Source organism: Methylobacterium terricola (genome assembly GCF_006151805.1).
In the GTDB taxonomy this organism is placed as follows: domain Bacteria; phylum Pseudomonadota; class Alphaproteobacteria; order Rhizobiales; family Beijerinckiaceae; genus Methylobacterium; species Methylobacterium terricola.
Genome location: NZ_VDDA01000010.1, coordinates 18,073 through 34,475 on the forward strand (window position 1 = coordinate 18,073; position 16,403 = coordinate 34,475).

The 16,403-nt window shown below is 70.0% G+C and carries 13 protein-coding genes and 1 tRNA gene; 4 read left to right on the top strand and 10 right to left on the bottom strand.

Features of this window, described 5'->3' with window-relative positions:
- Positions 1–12: 12 nt before the first annotated feature.
- The 4 genes from FF100_RS20415 to FF100_RS20430 all read right to left on the bottom strand — a co-directional run bounded on the left by FF100_RS20415 (position 13) and on the right by FF100_RS20430 (position 2,800).
- Entirely contained in the window at positions 13–774 is a 762-nt protein-coding gene (locus FF100_RS20415) for an ABC transporter permease (RefSeq protein WP_139037583.1), read from the bottom strand.
- Complete coding sequence (locus FF100_RS20420; protein ID WP_139037584.1) at positions 771–1,697, bottom strand: ABC transporter ATP-binding protein; 927 nt, start codon at positions 1,695–1,697, stop codon at positions 771–773. Before FF100_RS20420 ends, FF100_RS20415 begins: the two co-directional genes overlap by 4 nt.
- 258 nt (positions 1,698–1,955) lie before the next feature.
- Positions 1,956–2,495 (bottom strand): hypothetical protein, encoded by a 540-nt coding sequence (locus FF100_RS20425; RefSeq protein WP_342779016.1) that lies wholly within the window; start codon positions 2,493–2,495, stop codon positions 1,956–1,958.
- A 229-nt stretch (positions 2,496–2,724) separates the two neighbouring features.
- A tRNA-Lys gene (locus FF100_RS20430) sits at positions 2,725–2,800 on the bottom strand.
- A 129-nt stretch (positions 2,801–2,929) separates the two neighbouring features.
- Between FF100_RS20430 and FF100_RS20435 the strand changes: the two genes are divergently transcribed.
- Positions 2,930–3,994 carry a hypothetical protein gene (locus tag FF100_RS20435; protein ID WP_139037585.1) on the top strand — a complete coding sequence of 355 codons (1,065 nt, stop codon included), beginning with the start codon at positions 2,930–2,932 and terminating at the stop codon, positions 3,992–3,994.
- Positions 3,995–3,998: 4 nt separating this feature from the next.
- Here the strand turns inward: FF100_RS20435 and tgt are convergent, their stop codons facing one another.
- Positions 3,999–5,132 (bottom strand): tRNA guanosine(34) transglycosylase Tgt, encoded by a 1,134-nt coding sequence (gene tgt / locus FF100_RS20440; RefSeq protein ID WP_139037586.1) that lies wholly within the window; start codon positions 5,130–5,132, stop codon positions 3,999–4,001.
- On the bottom strand, positions 5,129–6,217 hold the full coding sequence (queA, locus tag FF100_RS20445; protein ID WP_139037587.1) for a tRNA preQ1(34) S-adenosylmethionine ribosyltransferase-isomerase QueA: 1,089 nt from the start codon (positions 6,215–6,217) through the stop codon (positions 5,129–5,131). Before queA ends, tgt begins: the two co-directional genes overlap by 4 nt.
- Positions 6,218–6,436: 219 nt before the next feature.
- Here queA and FF100_RS20450 point away from each other — a divergent pair, with 219 nt between their 5' ends.
- The 3 genes from FF100_RS20450 to FF100_RS20460 all read left to right on the top strand — a co-directional run bounded on the left by FF100_RS20450 (position 6,437) and on the right by FF100_RS20460 (position 8,036).
- Entirely contained in the window at positions 6,437–6,640 is a 204-nt protein-coding gene (locus FF100_RS20450; RefSeq protein ID WP_139037588.1) for a hypothetical protein, read from the top strand.
- 144 nt (positions 6,641–6,784) lie between these two features.
- Positions 6,785–7,672: a cation diffusion facilitator family transporter gene (locus FF100_RS20455; protein WP_139037589.1), complete on the top strand. Its 888-nt coding sequence runs from the start codon at positions 6,785–6,787 to the stop codon at positions 7,670–7,672.
- A gap of 133 nt (positions 7,673–7,805) precedes the next feature.
- The gene (locus FF100_RS20460) at positions 7,806–8,036 is read left to right on the top strand and encodes an alkylphosphonate utilization protein (protein ID WP_425463331.1); all 231 of its coding nucleotides are present in this window, start codon (positions 7,806–7,808) and stop codon (positions 8,034–8,036) included.
- Positions 8,037–8,122: 86 nt separating this feature from the next.
- Here FF100_RS20460 and FF100_RS20465 read toward each other — a convergent pair whose 3' ends face one another.
- The 4 genes from FF100_RS20465 to treS form a co-directional block, all read right to left on the bottom strand.
- Positions 8,123–9,331 carry a pyridoxal phosphate-dependent aminotransferase gene (locus FF100_RS20465; RefSeq protein ID WP_139037591.1) on the bottom strand — a complete coding sequence of 403 codons (1,209 nt, stop codon included), beginning with the start codon at positions 9,329–9,331 and terminating at the stop codon, positions 8,123–8,125.
- A 151-nt stretch (positions 9,332–9,482) separates the two neighbouring features.
- Positions 9,483–10,253, bottom strand: coding sequence for an FkbM family methyltransferase (locus FF100_RS20470; protein WP_171070273.1), 771 nt, complete (start codon positions 10,251–10,253; stop codon positions 9,483–9,485).
- 300 nt (positions 10,254–10,553) lie between these two features.
- Positions 10,554–12,818 (bottom strand): 1,4-alpha-glucan branching protein GlgB, encoded by a 2,265-nt coding sequence (gene glgB, locus FF100_RS20475; RefSeq protein WP_425463332.1) that lies wholly within the window; start codon positions 12,816–12,818, stop codon positions 10,554–10,556.
- A 228-nt stretch (positions 12,819–13,046) separates the two neighbouring features.
- The gene (gene treS / locus FF100_RS20480) at positions 13,047–16,310 is read right to left on the bottom strand and encodes a maltose alpha-D-glucosyltransferase (RefSeq protein ID WP_139037593.1); all 3,264 of its coding nucleotides are present in this window, start codon (positions 16,308–16,310) and stop codon (positions 13,047–13,049) included.
- Between the last annotated feature and the right edge of the window lie 93 nt (positions 16,311–16,403).

The window sequence follows — 16,403 nt, forward strand, 5'->3', positions numbered from 1 at the left end:
TGCCGCGGCTGGTTAGCTCTTGAGCCGGTATCCGGTGCGGAAGATCCAGGCCACTGCCGCGAGGCAGGCGACCAGGAACACCAAAGCCATGCCGAGGCTCACCGCCGGATTGACGTCGGAATGGCCGTAGAAGCTCCAGCGGAAGCCGCTGATCAGGTAGACGACGGGATTGAGCAGGCTGACATTCCGCCACACCGGGGGCAGCATGTCGATCGAGTAGAAGCTGCCCCCCAGGAAGGTCAGCGGCGTGACGATGAGGAGCGGCACCAGTTGCAGCTTCTCGAACCCGTCCGCCCACAGGCCGATCACGAAGCCGAACAGGCTGAAGGTGACGGCGGTGAGGACCAGGAACAGCACCATCACGAAGGGGTGCTCGATCCGCAGCGGCACGAACAGCGACGAGGTCGCCAGGATGATGAGCCCGAGCATGATCGACTTGGTCGCCGCCGCCCCGACATAGCCGGCGACGATCTCCACCGCCGAGATCGGCGCCGACAGGATCTCGTAGATGGTGCCGGAGAAGCGCGGGAAGTAGATGCCGAAGGAGGCGTTGGCGATGCTCTGCGTGAGCAGCGTGAGCATGATCAGCCCTGGCACGATGAAGGCGCCGTAGGGCACGCCGTCGACCGAGGTGATCCGCCCACCGATCGCGGCGCCGAACACCACGAAGTAGAGCGAGGTCGAGATCACCGGAGCGACGATGCTCTGAAGCAGCGTGCGGAAGGCGCGGTGCATCTCGAAGCCGTAGATGGCGCGGATGGCGGGCCAGTTCATGCGCGGTCCCTCACGAGATCGACGAAGATGTCCTCGAGCGAGCTTTGCCGGGTCTGGAGATCGCGGAAGCGGATGCCGGCGGCGGCGAGGTCGGTCAGCAGCCCGGTGATGCCGGTGCGCTCTGCCTTGGCGTCGTAGGTGTAGGTCAGGGTCGTCCCGTCCTCCGACAGGGCGAGGGCGTGCCCGGCGAGGCTCGGCGGCAGGGTGGAGAGTAGGTCGTGGAGCTGCAGTGTCAGCTCCTTGCGGCCGAGCTTGCGCATCAGCTCGGCCTTGTCCTCGACCAGCACGATCTCGCCCTTGGCGATCACCCCCACCCGGTCGGCCATCTCCTCGGCCTCCTCGATGTAGTGGGTGGTGAGGATCACCGTGACCCCCTGGTCGCGCAGGCGGCGCACCAGGCGCCACATGTCCTGGCGGAGCGCTACGTCGACGCCCGCGGTCGGCTCGTCGAGGAAGAGGATGCGCGGCTCGTGCGCCAGCGCCTTGGCGATGAGCACCCGGCGCTTCATGCCCCCCGACAGGGTCATGATCTTGGCGTCGCGCTTCTCCCACAACGAGAGGTCGCGCAGCACCCGCTCGATATGGCCCGGATCCGGCTTCAGGCCGAACAGCCCGCGGCTGAAGCTCACGGTCGCCCACACGGTCTCGAAGGCGTCGGCGGTGAGCTCCTGGGGCACCAGGCCGATCAGCCGCCGCGCGGCCCGGGGTGCCGTCAGGATGTCGTGCCCGCCGACCGTCACCGTGCCGGTGCTCGGCGTGACGATACCGCAGATGATGCTGATGAGGGTGGTCTTGCCGGCGCCGTTCGGTCCGAGCAGGGCGAAGATCTCGCCCTGGCGGACCGTCAGGTCGACGCGCTTGAGCGCGGCGTGACCCGAGGCGTAAGTCTTCGACAGGGTGTCGATCGCGATGATGGGTGTCATCCGGTCCCGGGCGTCCTGGCTTGAGCACCGCCCGGGCGACGATCGCACCCGCCGCGACGGCGGTCATGGGCGAGGGTCGCGTGAGAAGCGCTCACGGGGTGGCGGATCACCTAGGCCGATCGGGCCCCGTCCGCCACCATCCACGGCCGGCAAGTCGTCGCGCCCGCGCGGGACGCGGCGAGAAATCCGCCGGGTGTGGCCCGGATATGGGCGCTTCTCCCTTGCCGGCCGGTGCGCGGGCGCACGCGGCGGACGCGCTCACGCCTTGTCGGACGGACCGGTCTCGTCGTCCCGGCCGTCGCCGTCGCCCTCGAAGGCGTCCTCGTCCTCGGCCTCGTCCTGAACGTCGGCCTCGTCCTGGTCATCGGCCGCGTCGTCCCGGGTCCGGGTCTTGGTGTAGAAGTTGCCGACCTGCAATGCCTCGCCGGCGGTGACCATGGCGCTGAGATAGGCATTGATCGTGGCCGGTGCCGCGTCGGGCAGGGCACGCAGGATCTGCGGCTGCGACAGGCCCTGCGGCCCCGCGCCATCGATCAGCGCCTTGAGGCGGCCCTTGGTCGAGTTGGCGCGCGGACCGCGCGGACCACGCCGCCCGCCCGCCCGGGGCTCGCCCCGGTCAGGGGCGGAGGCTGGCCCGGCGGATGGCAGCGACAGGCCGAGATCCTCGATCGGCGTATCCTCAACGATCGCCCGGAGCGCGTTTTCAGCGAGCCGGAGCTTGGCGAGCTCGGCACCGATGCGCTCGTACTCGACCTCGAGCGCGGCTCTCCGCTCGCTCACATCAGCCAAGGCTTTCATGAGCGCATCATTCCCCGACATTGCCCCTCCAGAGAAACTGGGCGATGGCTCCTTGCATGGCTGAGGTGCAGCGTCAACGAAGATGCGTCTCGTGAGAGACATGTCGGTGTCCAACGCCCCATTGTCATTGGTCCGGGACGCCAGCGGAGCATCCGCATCGGCGACACGACGGGATTCCGGAGGATGGAGCGTCGGCCTCGATCGAGGAATTTCGTCGAACTGGAAGACGTGGTGAGCGCGCTGGGACTCGAACCCAGGACCTACAGATTAAAAGTCCGTTGCTCTACCAGCTGAGCTACGCGCCCGCTCCCGGGGATGACGGCGCGGCGCTGGTGGGGCCGGCCCTGGTCCTGTTCGGAGCAGTCGCGGACATAGGGGGTTGACGCGGCCGGGTCAACCGGGAGACCACCGCCGCCCACAGACGCCGTGCCCCGATGCCCGCAGATTCCGCACCGCCTCCCGATCCCGCCGCGCCGTGGACGCTCTTTGCCGGCCTCCTCGTCGGCGTCGCCGGGCTGCTGGGTCTCGCCGTGCTCGCCTTCGTCGCCCTCCTCGATCCCTACGGCCTGCGGGCCGCTCCGGGCCGGGCGCCGGGACCGATCATGGATCTCAACCAGCGCTTCATGTACCCGCAGGTGGTGCGCGGCGGGGCGTTCGACGCGGCGGTCTTCGGCACCTCGACCGCCCGCCTTCTCGACCCGCACGCCCTCGACCGGGCCTTCGGCGGGCATTTCGCCAATCTCGCCATGAACGCGGCGACACCCTGGGAGCAGACGCAGCTCGCCCGGCTGTTCCTCGCCCGGGCTCCCGCGACGGCGGTTCTGTTCGGCCTCGACGCACCCTGGTGCGAGGCCGATGCCGACCGCAAGCGCCTGACCTTCCGGGCCTTCCCGCCCTGGCTGTACCGAGAGCCGCTGGCCTGGAGCGCCGTGTTCCACCAGTGGAACCAGCAGAGCGCGGAGATCGCCGGACGGGCTCTGTTCCATCGTCTCGGGCGGATGAAGGCGCGGATCCGCGGCGACGGCTACGAGGTCTTCACCCCGCCGGAATCGCTCTACGACGCGGCGCGGGCCGCTTCCCACATCCATGGCGACGCCCCCCCCTCGGAGGGCGCGCCCGAGGCCGATCCCGCGACGCCGGCGCTGGCCTGGCTCGACGAGCTTCTCGGCCTCGTACCGGCCGGCGGGCTCAAGCTCGTCGCCTTCATGCCGGTCAACGTGGCGGCGCAACCCCGGCTCGGCAGCGCCGGGGCGGCGCGAGAGGCCGCCTGCAAGGCGCGGGTGGCCGAAATCGCCCGGCGGCGCGGCGCCACGCTGGTCGATTTCCGCATCCCGTCCACCGTGACGCGGGACGACACCAATTACTGGGACGCCCTCCACTACCGCCTGCCGATCGCCACGCGCATCGTCGAGGCCCTGCGCCGGGCGGTGGACGAGCGCCGCGACGACCCGGAGGGGTTCTACCGGGTGCTCGCGGCGCCGCGCGCACCGGAGCATTGACGGCTCACGCCGCCCGGTCGCGCTCGGCCTTCTGCCACCCCTCCCGGGTCTCGCCGATGAAGTCCTGGAGCCGTCCGGCGGCGATGGCCGCGCGCAGGCCCGCCATCAGGTCCTGGTAATAGGACAGGTTGTTCCAGGTCAGCAGCATCATCCCCAAGATCTCGCCGGCGCGGACGAGGTGATGCAGGTAGGCCTTGCTGTAGAGGTTGGCCGCCGGGCAGGTCGATTCCGGGTCGAGGGGGGTGTTGTCCTCGGCAAAGCGCGCGTTGCGCAGGTTGAGGCGGCCGTGGCGGGTATAGACCATGCCGTGGCGGCCGGCCCGGGTCGGCATCACGCAGTCGAACATGTCGATGCCGCGGCTCACCGCCTGGACGATGTCGTCCGGCGTGCCGACGCCCATCAGGTAGCGCGGCTTGTGGGTCGGCAGGTGCGGCTCGACGGTCTCGATCATCGCCAGCATCGTCGCCTGCGGCTCGCCGACCGCGAGACCGCCGACGGCGTAGCCCTTGAGGTCGAGATCGACCAGCGCCTTCGCGCTCTCGACGCGGAGCGCCGGGATGTCGCCGCCCTGCACGATGCCGAACATCGCCTTGCCGGGCTGGTCGCCGAAGGCGATGCGGCAGCGTTCCGCCCAGCGCAGGGAGAGGCGCATGGCGCTCTCGATCGCCGATTCGGGCGCCGGCAGGCGCACGCATTCGTCGAGCTGCATCTGGATGTCGGAGCCGAGCAGGCCCTGGATCTCGATCGAGCGCTCGGGGCTGAGCAGATGCGTCGAGCCGTCGAGATGCGACTGGAACCGCACCCCGGTCTCGTCGAGCTTGCGCAAGCCCGCCAGCGACATGACCTGGAAGCCGCCGGAATCGGTCAGAATCGGGTAGGGCCACTGCATCATGGCGTGCAGGCCGCCGAGGCGAGCGACCCGCTCGGCGCCGGGGCGCAGCATCAGGTGGTAGGTGTTGCCGAGCACCACGTCGGCGCCGAGGGCCTTCACCTGCTCGGGATACATCGCCTTGACGGTACCGGCGGTGCCGACCGGCATGAAGGCCGGGGTGCGGATGACGCCCCGCGGCATCCGGATCTCGCCGGTGCGGGCCGAGCCGTCGGTCGCCGCCACGGTGAAGCTGAACTGGTCGGTCATTGCGTCTCCGCCCGGAAAAGCAGGCTGGTATCGCCGTAGGAATAGAAGCGGTAGCCGCGCTGTATCGCGGCCGCGTAGGCCGCCCCCATCGCGTCGAGCCCGGCAAAGGCCGAGACGAGCATGAACAGGGTCGAGCGCGGCAGGTGGAAGTTCGTCATCAGCGCGTCGACCGCGCGGAAGCGGTAGCCCGGGGTGATGAAGATGTCGGTGGCGCCGGTCCAGGGCCGGATCGTCCCGTCCGGCGCGGCGGCGCTCTCGAGGAGCCGAAGCGCCGTGGTCCCGACCGCGACGATGCGCCCGCCCGCCGCGCGGGCCCGGTTGAGCGCCTCGGCGGCCTCGGGGGTGATCTCGCCGACCTCGGCGTGCATCCGGTGTTCGTCGGTGTCGTCGGCCTTGACCGGCAGGAAGGTGCCGGCGCCGACATGCAGCGTCACCCGGACCTGCGCCAGGCCGGCGGCGGCGCACGACGCCAGCAATCCGGGCGTGAAGTGCAGGCCGGCAGTCGGAGCCGCCACGGCGCCGGGCTGCCGGGCGTAGACGGTCTGGTAATCGGCGGCATCCTGCGCGTCGGTCGGGCGCTTGGCGGCGATGTAGGGGGGCAGCGGCAGCTCGCCCAGAGCGGCCACCGCCTCGTCGAGGGCCAGCCCCGAGAGATCGAACGCGAAGGTCGTCTCGCCCCCCTCCCCGCGTTCGACGATCGTGGCGTCGAGGCGGGTGAGCGCGCAGGTCTCGCCCTCCCCGGCTCCCCCGAAGCTGACCCGGTCGCCGACCCGCAGGCGCTTGGCCGGGCGCGCGAAGGCGCGCCAGCGATCCGGGCCCTCCCGCAGGTGCAGCATCGCCTCGACCCGCACCCTGGTGCCCTCCGGCCGGTGGCGCAGGCCGTGCAGCCGGGCCGGGATCACCCTCGTATCGTTGAAGACCAGCACGTCGCCGGGCCGCAACAGGCCGGGCAGGTCGCGCACCACCCGATCCTCCGGGGGGCTGCCCGGGTGCAGCAGCATCAGGCGAGCGCCGTCCCGCGGCACCGCGGGCCGAAGGGCGATGCTTTCCTCCGGCAGGTCGAAATCGAACAGGTCCACGCGCATGCGGCCCTTCAGCCAGGATTCCGCCGCCGGATCAATGGGGCATGCGCCCCAGCCGAGGGCCCACGCCGCGTCGCCTCGCCGTCCGGGCCTTCGTCGGGCCGACGATGGGGCGCTTCCCGCACCATCCGCGGCTCTTCGCGGTGCCTTGCACCTGGACAGCGGTGGCGCGGCGGCCCGCGACGCCCCATCTGGAACGGCGTCGTTCGAGGAGTTCCCGACATGCCGAGCCATCCGACCCTCGATGCCGAACTCGTCGTCTGGTGGGACTGCGAGGCGGAGCGGCTGGAGAGCCTCGCGGCGTCCGCCCGCTTCGGCTTCATGCGCCAGCATTACGCCCGCAAGGCCGCCGTGGCCCGGGCGCGGGCGCAGGTGAGCCGCCTGCGCGAGCAGGCCCGTGCCCCGGCCCGCCCGGCCGTCGGGTGACCGAGAGGAATAGCCGCGCTTCCAGGTCTTAGCCCGGGCTATGACCTGTGCCGTGGCCTTCCGGGATGGGCCGCCTTATGGGAGCGGCGCCGCGCCGCGGCGGCGTCCGACGCGCCGCGGCACCGACCCAACCGGATCATCGTCATGGAACGCGCGCAAGCCGCCGCCCTCGCCAGCGCCGGGGTCGGTCTCCTGGTGCTCGCCCTCAAGTTCGGGGCGTGGTGGATCACCGGAAGCCTCGCGCTGTACTCGGATGCGCTCGAGAGCATCATCAACGTGGTGGCGGCGATGACGGCCTTCGTGGCCCTGCGCGTTGCCGCCCAGCCGGCCGACCAGAATCACCCTTACGGCCATCACAAGGCCGAGTATTTCTCGGCGGTGATCGAGGGCGCGCTCATCATCGTGGCAGCGGTGGTGATCCTGCGCGACGCCTACGACGCCGTCCTGGCGCCGAAAGCCCTGGACGCGCCGCTGGTCGGCGTCGCGGTGAACGGCCTCGCCACGGTGATCAACCTGGTCTGGGGCGTGGTGCTGGTCCGCCGCGGCCGCGACTGGCGCTCGCCGGCCCTGATGGCGGACGGGAAGCACGTGCTCGCCGACGTGTTCACCTCCGGCGGCGTGCTGATCGGCCTGGGGCTGGCCACCTCCACCGGCTGGCTGATCCTCGACCCGATCATCGCCGCCTTGGTGGCGGTCAACATCCTGTGGTCGGGCGGCACGATGGTGCGCGATTCGGTCAACGGCCTGATGGACCAGGCGGCCCCGGCCGAGATGGTGGGGCAAATCCGCCGGCTGATCTCCGAGCACGGCGAGGGCGCGCTGGAGGCCCACGACGTGCGCACCCGCCATGCCGGACAGGTCACCTTCATCGACTTCCACCTCGTGGTGCCCGGCGAGATGACCGTGGCCGCATCGCACGCGATCTGCGACAGGCTCGAGGCGGCGATCGAGGGCGCGGTGGCCGGCGCCGTGGTGACGATCCACGTCGAGCCCGCCGAGGAGGCCAAGCAGCGCGGTCTGCCGGTGATCTGACCCAAGGTCCCTTGCGGCGGACCGCCCCGGTCGGCGACAACGCCGGCGCAACGGAGGACGGACGGGCGTGACGGGTGCAAACGACGACTACGTGTACGACGAGGCGACGGGCGAGTGGCGCCCGGCCAGCGAGATGACGGCCGCCGCAACCCGCGAGGTGCGCGACGCATCCGGCAACCTCCTGAGCGACGGCGACTCCGTGACCCTGATCAAGGACCTGAAGGTCAAGGGCGCCAACCAGACCCTCAAGCAGGGCACGGTGATCCGCTCGATCCGGCTGACGAGCAGCGACGACGAGATCGATTGCCGCCACGACACCATCAAGGGACTGGTGCTGCGCACGGAATTCGTGCGCAAGCGCTGAGGCCTTGGCCGGTCTCGCCGTCATCCCGGCGTCGCGAACCGGATCGCGGGATGACGTCGAGCGGTGGCGAGAGGCGCGGGACGTGGCTATCGCTCCCGCAACACCGGCACCATCCGGCGCATCGCCTCGGTCAGATCCGCCGCCGAGCGGGCGAAGCAGAGCCGCAGGAAGCCCTCGCCGCCGGCCCCGAAGGCCGAACCAGGAGCCAGGCCGACATTCGCCTCGTCGACGATGCGCTTGGCGAGGCGCACATCGTCCGGCTCGGACGGCACCCGCGGGAAGGCATAGAACGCGCCGGGTGGCGCGGGCAGCTCGATGCCCGGCAGGGCGGAGAGCGCATCGCACACGATGGCGCGGCCGGCCCTCGCCTGCGCGATCTGCTCGGCGACGAGCGACTCCCCGTCCCGGATCGCCGTGATCGCGGCGTGCTGCAGGAAGGTCGCGACGCCCGACGTGCCATAGAGGATCAGCCCGTCGACGATGCGCCCGATCGAGGCCGGTCCCTCGAGCCAGCCGACCCGCCAGCCGGTCATCGCCCAGTTCTTCGAGAAGGTCTGGACGAACAGCACGCGGCCGCGGTCCTCGGGCTGCCAGACGTCGCGGATCGACGGCGCGCGGCCCGCCGCCTCGTGAGAAGCGTCGAAGGAGAACCGGCCGTAGATCTCGTCGGCGACGATCCACAGGTCGTGGCGGCGGGCGACCTCCAGGACCGCCGCGAGGTCTCCCCTGGTCGCGACCCAGCCGGTCGGGTTCGCCGGGGTGTTGAGGACGATCGCCCGGGTGCGGGGGGTGATCGCCGCGGCGATCCGGGCGATGTCGAGGCTCCAGCCGGCCGACGCGTCGAACTGCATCGGGACCGGGACGGGCCGCGCGCCCTGCATGGCGACGGCGCCGAAGAAATTCGACCAGGTCGGCGTCGGTAGCACCACCTCGTCGCCGGGCTCGGCGGCGATTCGGATCGCGGTGTGGAAGGCGTGCATGCCGCCGACGGTCACGAAGAACCGCTCGGGGCCGACCGCATCACCGTAGAGCCGCGAGACGTACTCGGCCAGGGCCTCGCGCAAGGGCGGAATGCCGAGCATCCGCGTGTAGAACGTGGCCCCGTCGCGGAGCGCACGGTGCGCCGCCTCGGCGATGAAGGCGGGCGTCGGCCGGTCGCCCTCCCCGACCCAGAGCGGGATCAGGCCGGGCCGCTCGACGCCGTAGGCCACCAGTTCGCCGATGCCGCTCGGCAGCACCCCGGCCGCCTCGCGGCTCACCGGCGGCATCGTGTCGGGCAGAGGCGTGACGGACATGCGAGTCTCAACCATCGTGACGGGGAGACCCAAGGCATCGCAAGCGGAACGCTCCGACGCAAGCCGGGGCTGAGGCAAGCGGAACGCTCCGGCATAAAGCCGGAGCTGGGGCAGGCGGTACGCTCCGGCACAAAGCCGGAGCGGTCGGATGTCAGATCCGCGTCGCGATGAAGAACCAGCGCGTGCCTTCCAGCGAGCCGGTCTCGCTCAGGGGGATGAACGGCCCTTCGTCCGAGCGGCAGAAATGGCGCTTGAACCGGTCGGCGGGGAAGTAGCCGAGCAGCCGGTCGACCGAGCCGCCGAACTTCTCCAGGCCGGCGCCGCCATGGACCTCGACGAACCAGTTCGGGATCCGGTCGCGCGACGCGGCGGCCCCATCCAGCACCGCACATTCGAAACCCTCGACATCGACATAGACGATGTCGGGCGTGCCGAATTCCCGCACGAGGCTGTCGATCGAGCGGCAGGCCACCTTGACCTTGCCGTGGGTGCCGGCGCCGCCATCGACCTGGCCGTTCAGGCTCTCGTTGAATTCGAGGGTGCCGTCCTGGCTCGCCGCGGCGGCATGCAGGACCGTCAGGTTGCGGGCGCCGTTGAGGGCGACGTTCTCGTTGGCGACCCGGGCATTGTGCGGGTTGGCCTCCAGGGCCACGACCCGCCCCTGAGGTCCGACATGGGTGGCGAGCTGCAGGGCCACGACCGCCTGATGCGCGCCGAGGTCGAACACCACCGCGCCGTCCTTCAGCGCACCGCTCTCCTTGAAGAAGGTGATCTCGGCGAGATTGCCGGAATCATGGTCGTACCATTCCTCGCCGACCGGATCGCAGAGGCTGACCTTGAGTTCGACCCCGCCGAAGCGGTGGGTCGCCACGCGCCGCTCGAAGGTCTTGAGCGAGCGCTCCAACTTGGCTCGCCGCGCCATGGACTGCATCCATGGCGGCATCAACTGCTTGGACAACGCCGTCAACATGGAGTGAACGCCCCTCGTCTCGATCGCCGGCACTTCATAGCAGATCGGGGGTGGCGGGCCGAAGCGGCTTCGGGTTTCTCGGTTAAGCGGATCTATGCCGCAGATACGGAGTACGGGTGTTCACCATCAATGTTCAGGTGACGGATCGTTCGACTTACACGACAGGGCCATCGAGTCTTCATCAAGCGCAGGATCCCCCTTCCCCCACGGGAGAGCGGATCCTGCGCCGGGCTTGTCCCCCGCTCTACCGCGTCACCCCTGCCGCACCAGGATCAGGGTCGCCAGCGGCGGCAGCGACAGGGTCAGCGAGTGGTCCTGGCCGTGCGAGGCCTCCGCCACCGCATCGACCCCGCCGTAATTGCCGACATTGCTGCCGCCATACCCCTCGGCATCCGAGTTGAACGCCTCGCGGTAATGGCCGGCCATCGGCACGCCGATGCGGTAGCCGTGCCGCGCCACGGGGGTGAAGTTCGACACCACGACCGCGATCTCGCCCGGCTCGCGGCCCTTGCGGGCCCAGGCGATGACGTTGTTCTCTGCGTCGTCCGACACCAGCCACTGGAAGCCGGCGGCCTCGGTGTCGCGGGCGTGGAGCGCCGGGGTCGCGGCGTAGAGATGGTTGAGGTCGCGCACCAAAGCCTTCAGGCCGGCATGGAACGGATCGTCCAGCAGGTGCCAGTCGAGGCTCTGGTTGTGGTTCCACTCCTTCTCCTGGCCGAACTCGCCGCCCATGAACAGGAGCTTCTTGCCCGGATGGCCCCACATGAAGCCGAAATAGGCGCGAAGATTCGCGAATTTCTGCCATCGGTCGCCCGGCATCTTGCCGAGCAGCGAGCCTTTCCCGTGCACCACCTCGTCATGGGACAGCGGCAGGATGAAGTTCTCGGAGAAGGCGTAGAGCAGGCCGAAGGTCAGGTCGTGGTGGTGGTAGCGGCGATGCACCGTCTCCTTCGAGATGAACCGCAGGGTGTCGTGCATCCACCCCATGTTCCACTTGAAGCCGAAGCCCAGGCCCCCGGTATAGGTCGGGTGCGAGACGCCGGGCCAGGAGGTCGATTCCTCCGCCACCGTCATCGTGCCGGGGGCGTGCGCGTAGGTCGCCTCGTTGGTCTTGCGCAGGAAATCGATGGCTTCGAGGTTCTCGTTGCCGCCGTACTGGTTCGGGATCCACTCGCCCGCCCGGCGCGAGTAGTCGAGGTACAGCATCGACGCGACCGCATCGACCCGCAAGCCGTCGAGGTGGTAGTGCTCGAGCCAGAACCGGGCGTTCGAGGCCAGGAAGGCCGAGACCTCGGTGCGCCCGAAATTGTAGATGTAGGTGCCCCAATCCTGGTGGAAGCCCTGCCGCGGATCGGCATGCTCGTAAAGGTGGGTGCCGTCGAACTGGCCGAGACCGTGGGCATCGAGCGGGAAATGGCCCGGCACCCAGTCGAGCAGGATGCCGATGCCGGCCTCGTGCGCCGCGTTGACGAACTCCGAGAAGTCCTCCGGCGAGCCGAAGCGGCTGGTCGGCGCGTAGAGCGAGACCGGCTGGTAGCCCCAGGACCCGTCGAACGGATGCTCGGTGATCGGCAACAGTTCGATATGGGTGAAGCCCATCTCCTTGGCGTAGGGGATCAGCCGCTCGGCGAGCTCGCGATAGGTGAGGTAGCGGTTGCCCTCCTCCGGCACCCGCGCCCACGAACCGAGATGGACCTCGTAGATCGAGATCGGACCGTGGCGATGGTCGAGGGCGTTGCGGCTCTGCATCCAGGCCTGGTCGCGCCAGACCGGTGACGGCAGGCCTTCGAGGCGGGACGCGGTCTCGGGCGGCTGCTGCGCCGCGAAGGCGACCGGGTCGGCCTTGAGCGGCAGCACCGCGCCGTCGGGGCCGCTGATCTCGAACTTGTAGTGGCCGCCCTTCTTCAGCTCGGGGATGAACAGCTCCCAGACGCCGCCATCCTGCCACAGCCGCATCGGGTGGCGCCGGCCATCCCAGTCGTTGAAGTCGCCGACCACCGAGACCCGTCGGGCATTGGGCGCCCAGACCGCGAAGCGGAAGCCCGGCGTACCGCCGATCTCGACCGCGTGGGCGCCGAGCACCCGGTGCACGGCGTCGTTGCCGACGTCGCGCAGCAGGGCGATCTCCTGCTGATCGAGGGTGGCGCCGTACTCGTAGGGGTCGCGCCGCAGGCGCTCGGTGTTGTCCCAGCCCTCGACCGCGATGCGGTAATCGGGCCGCTGCGGATGCGCAAAGCTCGCGACGAAGAAGCCGGCAGGATGGCGCCGCTCCATCGGCACGCGGGTCTCGCCGATGACGACCGTCGCCGCGCGGGCTTCCGGCAGCACCGCGCGGACCTCCCACTGGCCCTCCCCCGTCTCGTGCGGACCGAGCACCCCGAAGGGATCGCCGTGCTCCGCCCGCATGATCGCCTCGACGGCGTCGGGATGGACCGCGTAGGCGCGGCCCGGCACCGGCGGCCGCGCCGGCCGGGTCGGGGCCGGCCCCGAGACCCGGGGCGAGGCCGCCGCCTGCATGGCGGCGACGCGCAAGGACACCGTCTTCGCGGCAGCCTTCTTCGGCGTGATGCCGTCCGCGCCCTTGCCCGCGGGCTTGCCAGCCTTCGCCTTCGCGGTCACCGGCGTCACCAGGGCGGCCTTCACGGCCTTCGTTGTCACGTCGTCGGTCATGCCCGTCTCGAGGCTGCGGTCGGTGGGGCGCCGGCGAGCGGCCGGCTTCCGGGCGCTGGTCTCGTCGTCCATGGGTCACGCACCTTTCTGGTCGGCCAGGATGGCCAGCACGCCGCGGGCCGGGATCTCGATCCAGTCCGGACGGTTGTTGGCCTCGTAATCGATCTCGTAGAGCGCCTTCTGCAGCAGGCAGAGGCGCAGCAGCCGCTCCTGCGTGGCGTCGTCGGTGACGGCGGCGCGGCTGCCCTGCACGGTGGCGGCGTAGGCCTCGAGGAAGGCCCCGCTCACCATCGCCCGCCAGGCGGCGACGGCAGTCCTCGCCCGCTCGCTCGCCTCCGCGAAGCGCGACGAGACCTCGCGGGTCACGGTCTCGCCGCCATAGGCGAACGAGCGCAGGATCCCGGCGACGTCGCGCAACGGCGTCGACTTCGCCCGGCGCTCGTCCACCGGCCGCGACGGCTCGCCCTCGAAGTCGACGATGATGAGATCGTCCTGCGAGGCCAGCACCTGGCCGAGATGGTAATCGCCGTGGATCCGGGTGCGGTGCGCACCCTGCGGTGCCTCCCGGCTCAAGGACGCGATCAGCGCCTCGATCTCGGTCTTGGCGGCGACGATCGCGGCGGCGGCCTCCTGTGCGCTCTCGGGCGCCGTGAAGCCGAGCGACCCGCAGGCCCGCAGGGCCTTCTCGGCCTGGCGCCTCGTATCGTCGGCGAGGGCCGCGAGGTCGTCCGCGGTGAACGGCTCGGCGGCGAAGGCCTGGTCGTCGGTCTCGGTAGCGAGCGCCCGGTGCATCTCGGCGGTGCGCTGGCCGAGCAGCCCGGCCCAGCGCAGATGCGTGGCGAAGGTCTCCTCCGGCGAATGCGCCTCGCTCTCGGGCACCAGCACGATCGTGTCGAGGTCGCGGCGCAGGTATTCGAGCATCAGGGTCCACGCATCGCCCTGGTTGCGCACGAAGGCCTGGAGAAGGCCGAGCGCCGTGGCGGTGCCGTCGGCCCCGACATGCTCGATCACGCCGAGCAGCGCCGGGGTGTTCTTGAACCCCGCCTCCTCGGTGAGGAAGCGGCCGACCTCGACCTCCGGGTGGCTGCCGGGCTGGAGCCGGCGCAGGAGCTTCAGCATCGCCCGCGAGCCGAAGGCGATCGAGGTGTTGCTCTGCTCCGCCGAGAGCCGGCGGATGTCGGCCGGATCGAGCTCCAGCGCGGGGTCGAAGGCCGAGGTCGCCGTGAAGCGGATGCGGCCCTTCTCGGAGGCGATCTCGCGGCCGTTGCGGATCGCCTCGACCATCGCGAGGGCGAAGTCGGGCGAGGAGGCGGCCCCGTAGAGGAGACCCATCCGCGGACCGCGGCGCACCCGCGCGACCGCGTGGTCCATCAGCGACTCGTCCTCGCGGCCCTCATCGACGGCGAGCGGGACGAAGTAGTCCTGCGTCTCGCCATTGGCGAGCGACACGGCGATGCGCGGCAGCAGGAACCCGCCGGTCCCGGTCGTCGACGGCAGGATCGCGCTGTCCACCACCTCGACCCCGCGGATGCGGGTGCCCTTGGCGCCGAACCACCGCCGGGAGCCGATGAAGCGGGGCGCCACGGTGCGCTCGAAGGCCTGGCGCTCGCGGCCCTTCATCAGGGTCTCGACGCCGCCGGTCAGCACCAGGGTGAACAACTCCGGCGCCTCGGGGCTCGGCCCCATCGTGCCGGCATTCGCGGTCGAGAGCGAGAACCAGTAGAAACCGTAGGCCGGCATGGTCAGCAGGTACGGCAGGTCGCCGATCGGCGGGAACGAGGTGCCGCCGGTCAGCTCCACCGGCACCGCGGTGCGCAGGTCGGAGAGATCGAGCTGCACCGCCTGCGGCGCCCGCGACAGGTTGGCGACGCAGAGCACGCGCTCGTTGTCGTGCTCGCGAATCCAGGCCAGCACCTTGCGGTTGTCCGGATACAGGAATCGCAGGGCGCCGCGTCCGAGCGAGACGTGGTTGTTGCGGATCGCGATCATCCGCCTTGTCCAGTTGAGCAGGCTGGTCTGGGCGCGGGCCTGCGCCTCGACGTTGACCGCGTCGAAGCCGTAGATCGGGTCCTGGATCGTCGGCAGGAACAACCGGGCCGGGTCGGAGCGCGAGAAGCCGCCGTTGCGGTCCGGCGACCACTGCATCGGCGTGCGCACGCCGTCGCGGTCGCCGAGATAGATGTTGTCGCCCATGCCGATCTCGTCGCCGTAATACAGCACCGGGGTGCCGGGCATCGAGAGGACCAGGAATTTCATCAGCTCGATCTTGCGCCGGTCGTTCTCGAGCAGGGGCGCGAGGCGGCGGCGGATGCCGAGATTGATGCGGGCGCGCCGGTCGGCGGCGTAGAAGGTCCAGAGGTAGTCGCGCTCCTTGTCGGTCACCATCTCGAGCGTCAGCTCGTCATGGTTGCGCAGGAAGATCGCCCATTGGCAGCCATCCGGGATCTCCGGCGTCTGCCGCATGATGTCGGTGATCGGGTGCCGGTCCTCCTGCGCGATCGCCATGTACATCCGCGGCATCAGCGGGAAGTGGAACGCCATGTGGCATTCGTCGCCGTCGCCGAAATACTGCGCGGTCTCCTCCGGCCACTGGTTGGCCTCGGCCAGCAGCATCCGGTCGGGGTAGCTCTCGTCGAGGGCGGCGCGGATCTTCTTGATGACCGTGTGGGTCTCGGGCAGGTTCTCGCAATTGGTCCCGTCGCGCTCGATCAGGTAGGGGATCGCGTCGAGGCGCAACCCGTCCACCCCCATGTCGAGCCAGTAGCGCATCACCTCGATCACCGCGTCCAGAACCTTCGGGTTGTCGAAGTTCAGGTCAGGCTGGTGCGAGTAGAAGCGGTGCCAGTAATACGCCTTGGCGACCGGGTCCCAGGTCCAGTTCGAGGCCTCGGTGTCGAGGAAGATGATGCGGGTATCGGTGTACTTCTCGTCGGTGTCCGACCAGACGTAGAAGTCGCGCCACTCCGAATCCTTCGGGGCGTTGCGGGCCTGCTGGAACCAGGGATGCTGGTCCGAGGTGTGGTTGATGACGAGTTCGGTGATGACCCGCAGGCCGCGGGCATGGGCCTCGTCCACGAAGGTGCGGAACTGGTCCATCGTGCCGTAGGACTGGTTGATGTCGCGATAATCCGCGATGTCGTAGCCGTCGTCGCGCAGGGGCGAGGGATAGAACGGCATCACCCAGATCGCCGTCACGCCGAGGTCTCGGATGTAGTCGAGCTTCGCGGTCAGGCCGTCGAAGTCGCCGATGCCGTCGTTGTTCGCGTCGAAGAAGGACTTGACGTGCACCTGGTAGATGATGGCGTCACGGTACCATTGCGGATCGGTGCGATCGATCATCGCGTCAGAGCCTCATTCGATCGGGTCGTGGCGCCGGGCGGTTGGCTTCACGCTCAACGCGGGGCGCCGGGGAAGAGTTCGGGGGGCCTGGAA

Bases quoted from the DNA above. Each gene is read 5' to 3' on its own strand.
- FF100_RS20415 (WP_139037583.1), bottom strand. From the start codon at position 774: ATGAACTGGCCCGCCATCCGCGCCATCTACGGCTTCGAGATGCACCGC.
- FF100_RS20420 (WP_139037584.1), bottom strand. From the start codon at position 1,697: ATGACACCCATCATCGCGATCGACACCCTGTCGAAGACTTACGCCTCG.
- FF100_RS20425 (WP_342779016.1), bottom strand. From the start codon at position 2,495: ATGAAAGCCTTGGCTGATGTGAGCGAGCGGAGAGCCGCGCTCGAGGTC.
- FF100_RS20435 (WP_139037585.1), top strand. From the start codon at position 2,930: ATGCCCGCAGATTCCGCACCGCCTCCCGATCCCGCCGCGCCGTGGACG.
- tgt (WP_139037586.1), bottom strand. From the start codon at position 5,132: ATGACCGACCAGTTCAGCTTCACCGTGGCGGCGACCGACGGCTCGGCC.
- queA (WP_139037587.1), bottom strand. From the start codon at position 6,217: ATGCGCGTGGACCTGTTCGATTTCGACCTGCCGGAGGAAAGCATCGCC.
- FF100_RS20450 (WP_139037588.1), top strand. From the start codon at position 6,437: ATGCCGAGCCATCCGACCCTCGATGCCGAACTCGTCGTCTGGTGGGAC.
- FF100_RS20455 (WP_139037589.1), top strand. From the start codon at position 6,785: ATGGAACGCGCGCAAGCCGCCGCCCTCGCCAGCGCCGGGGTCGGTCTC.
- FF100_RS20460 (WP_425463331.1), top strand. From the start codon at position 7,806: ATGACGGCCGCCGCAACCCGCGAGGTGCGCGACGCATCCGGCAACCTC.
- FF100_RS20465 (WP_139037591.1), bottom strand. From the start codon at position 9,331: ATGTCCGTCACGCCTCTGCCCGACACGATGCCGCCGGTGAGCCGCGAG.
- FF100_RS20470 (WP_171070273.1), bottom strand. From the start codon at position 10,253: ATGGCGCGGCGAGCCAAGTTGGAGCGCTCGCTCAAGACCTTCGAGCGG.
- glgB (WP_425463332.1), bottom strand. From the start codon at position 12,818: ATGCAGGCGGCGGCCTCGCCCCGGGTCTCGGGGCCGGCCCCGACCCGG.
- treS (WP_139037593.1), bottom strand. From the start codon at position 16,310: ATGATCGATCGCACCGATCCGCAATGGTACCGTGACGCCATCATCTAC.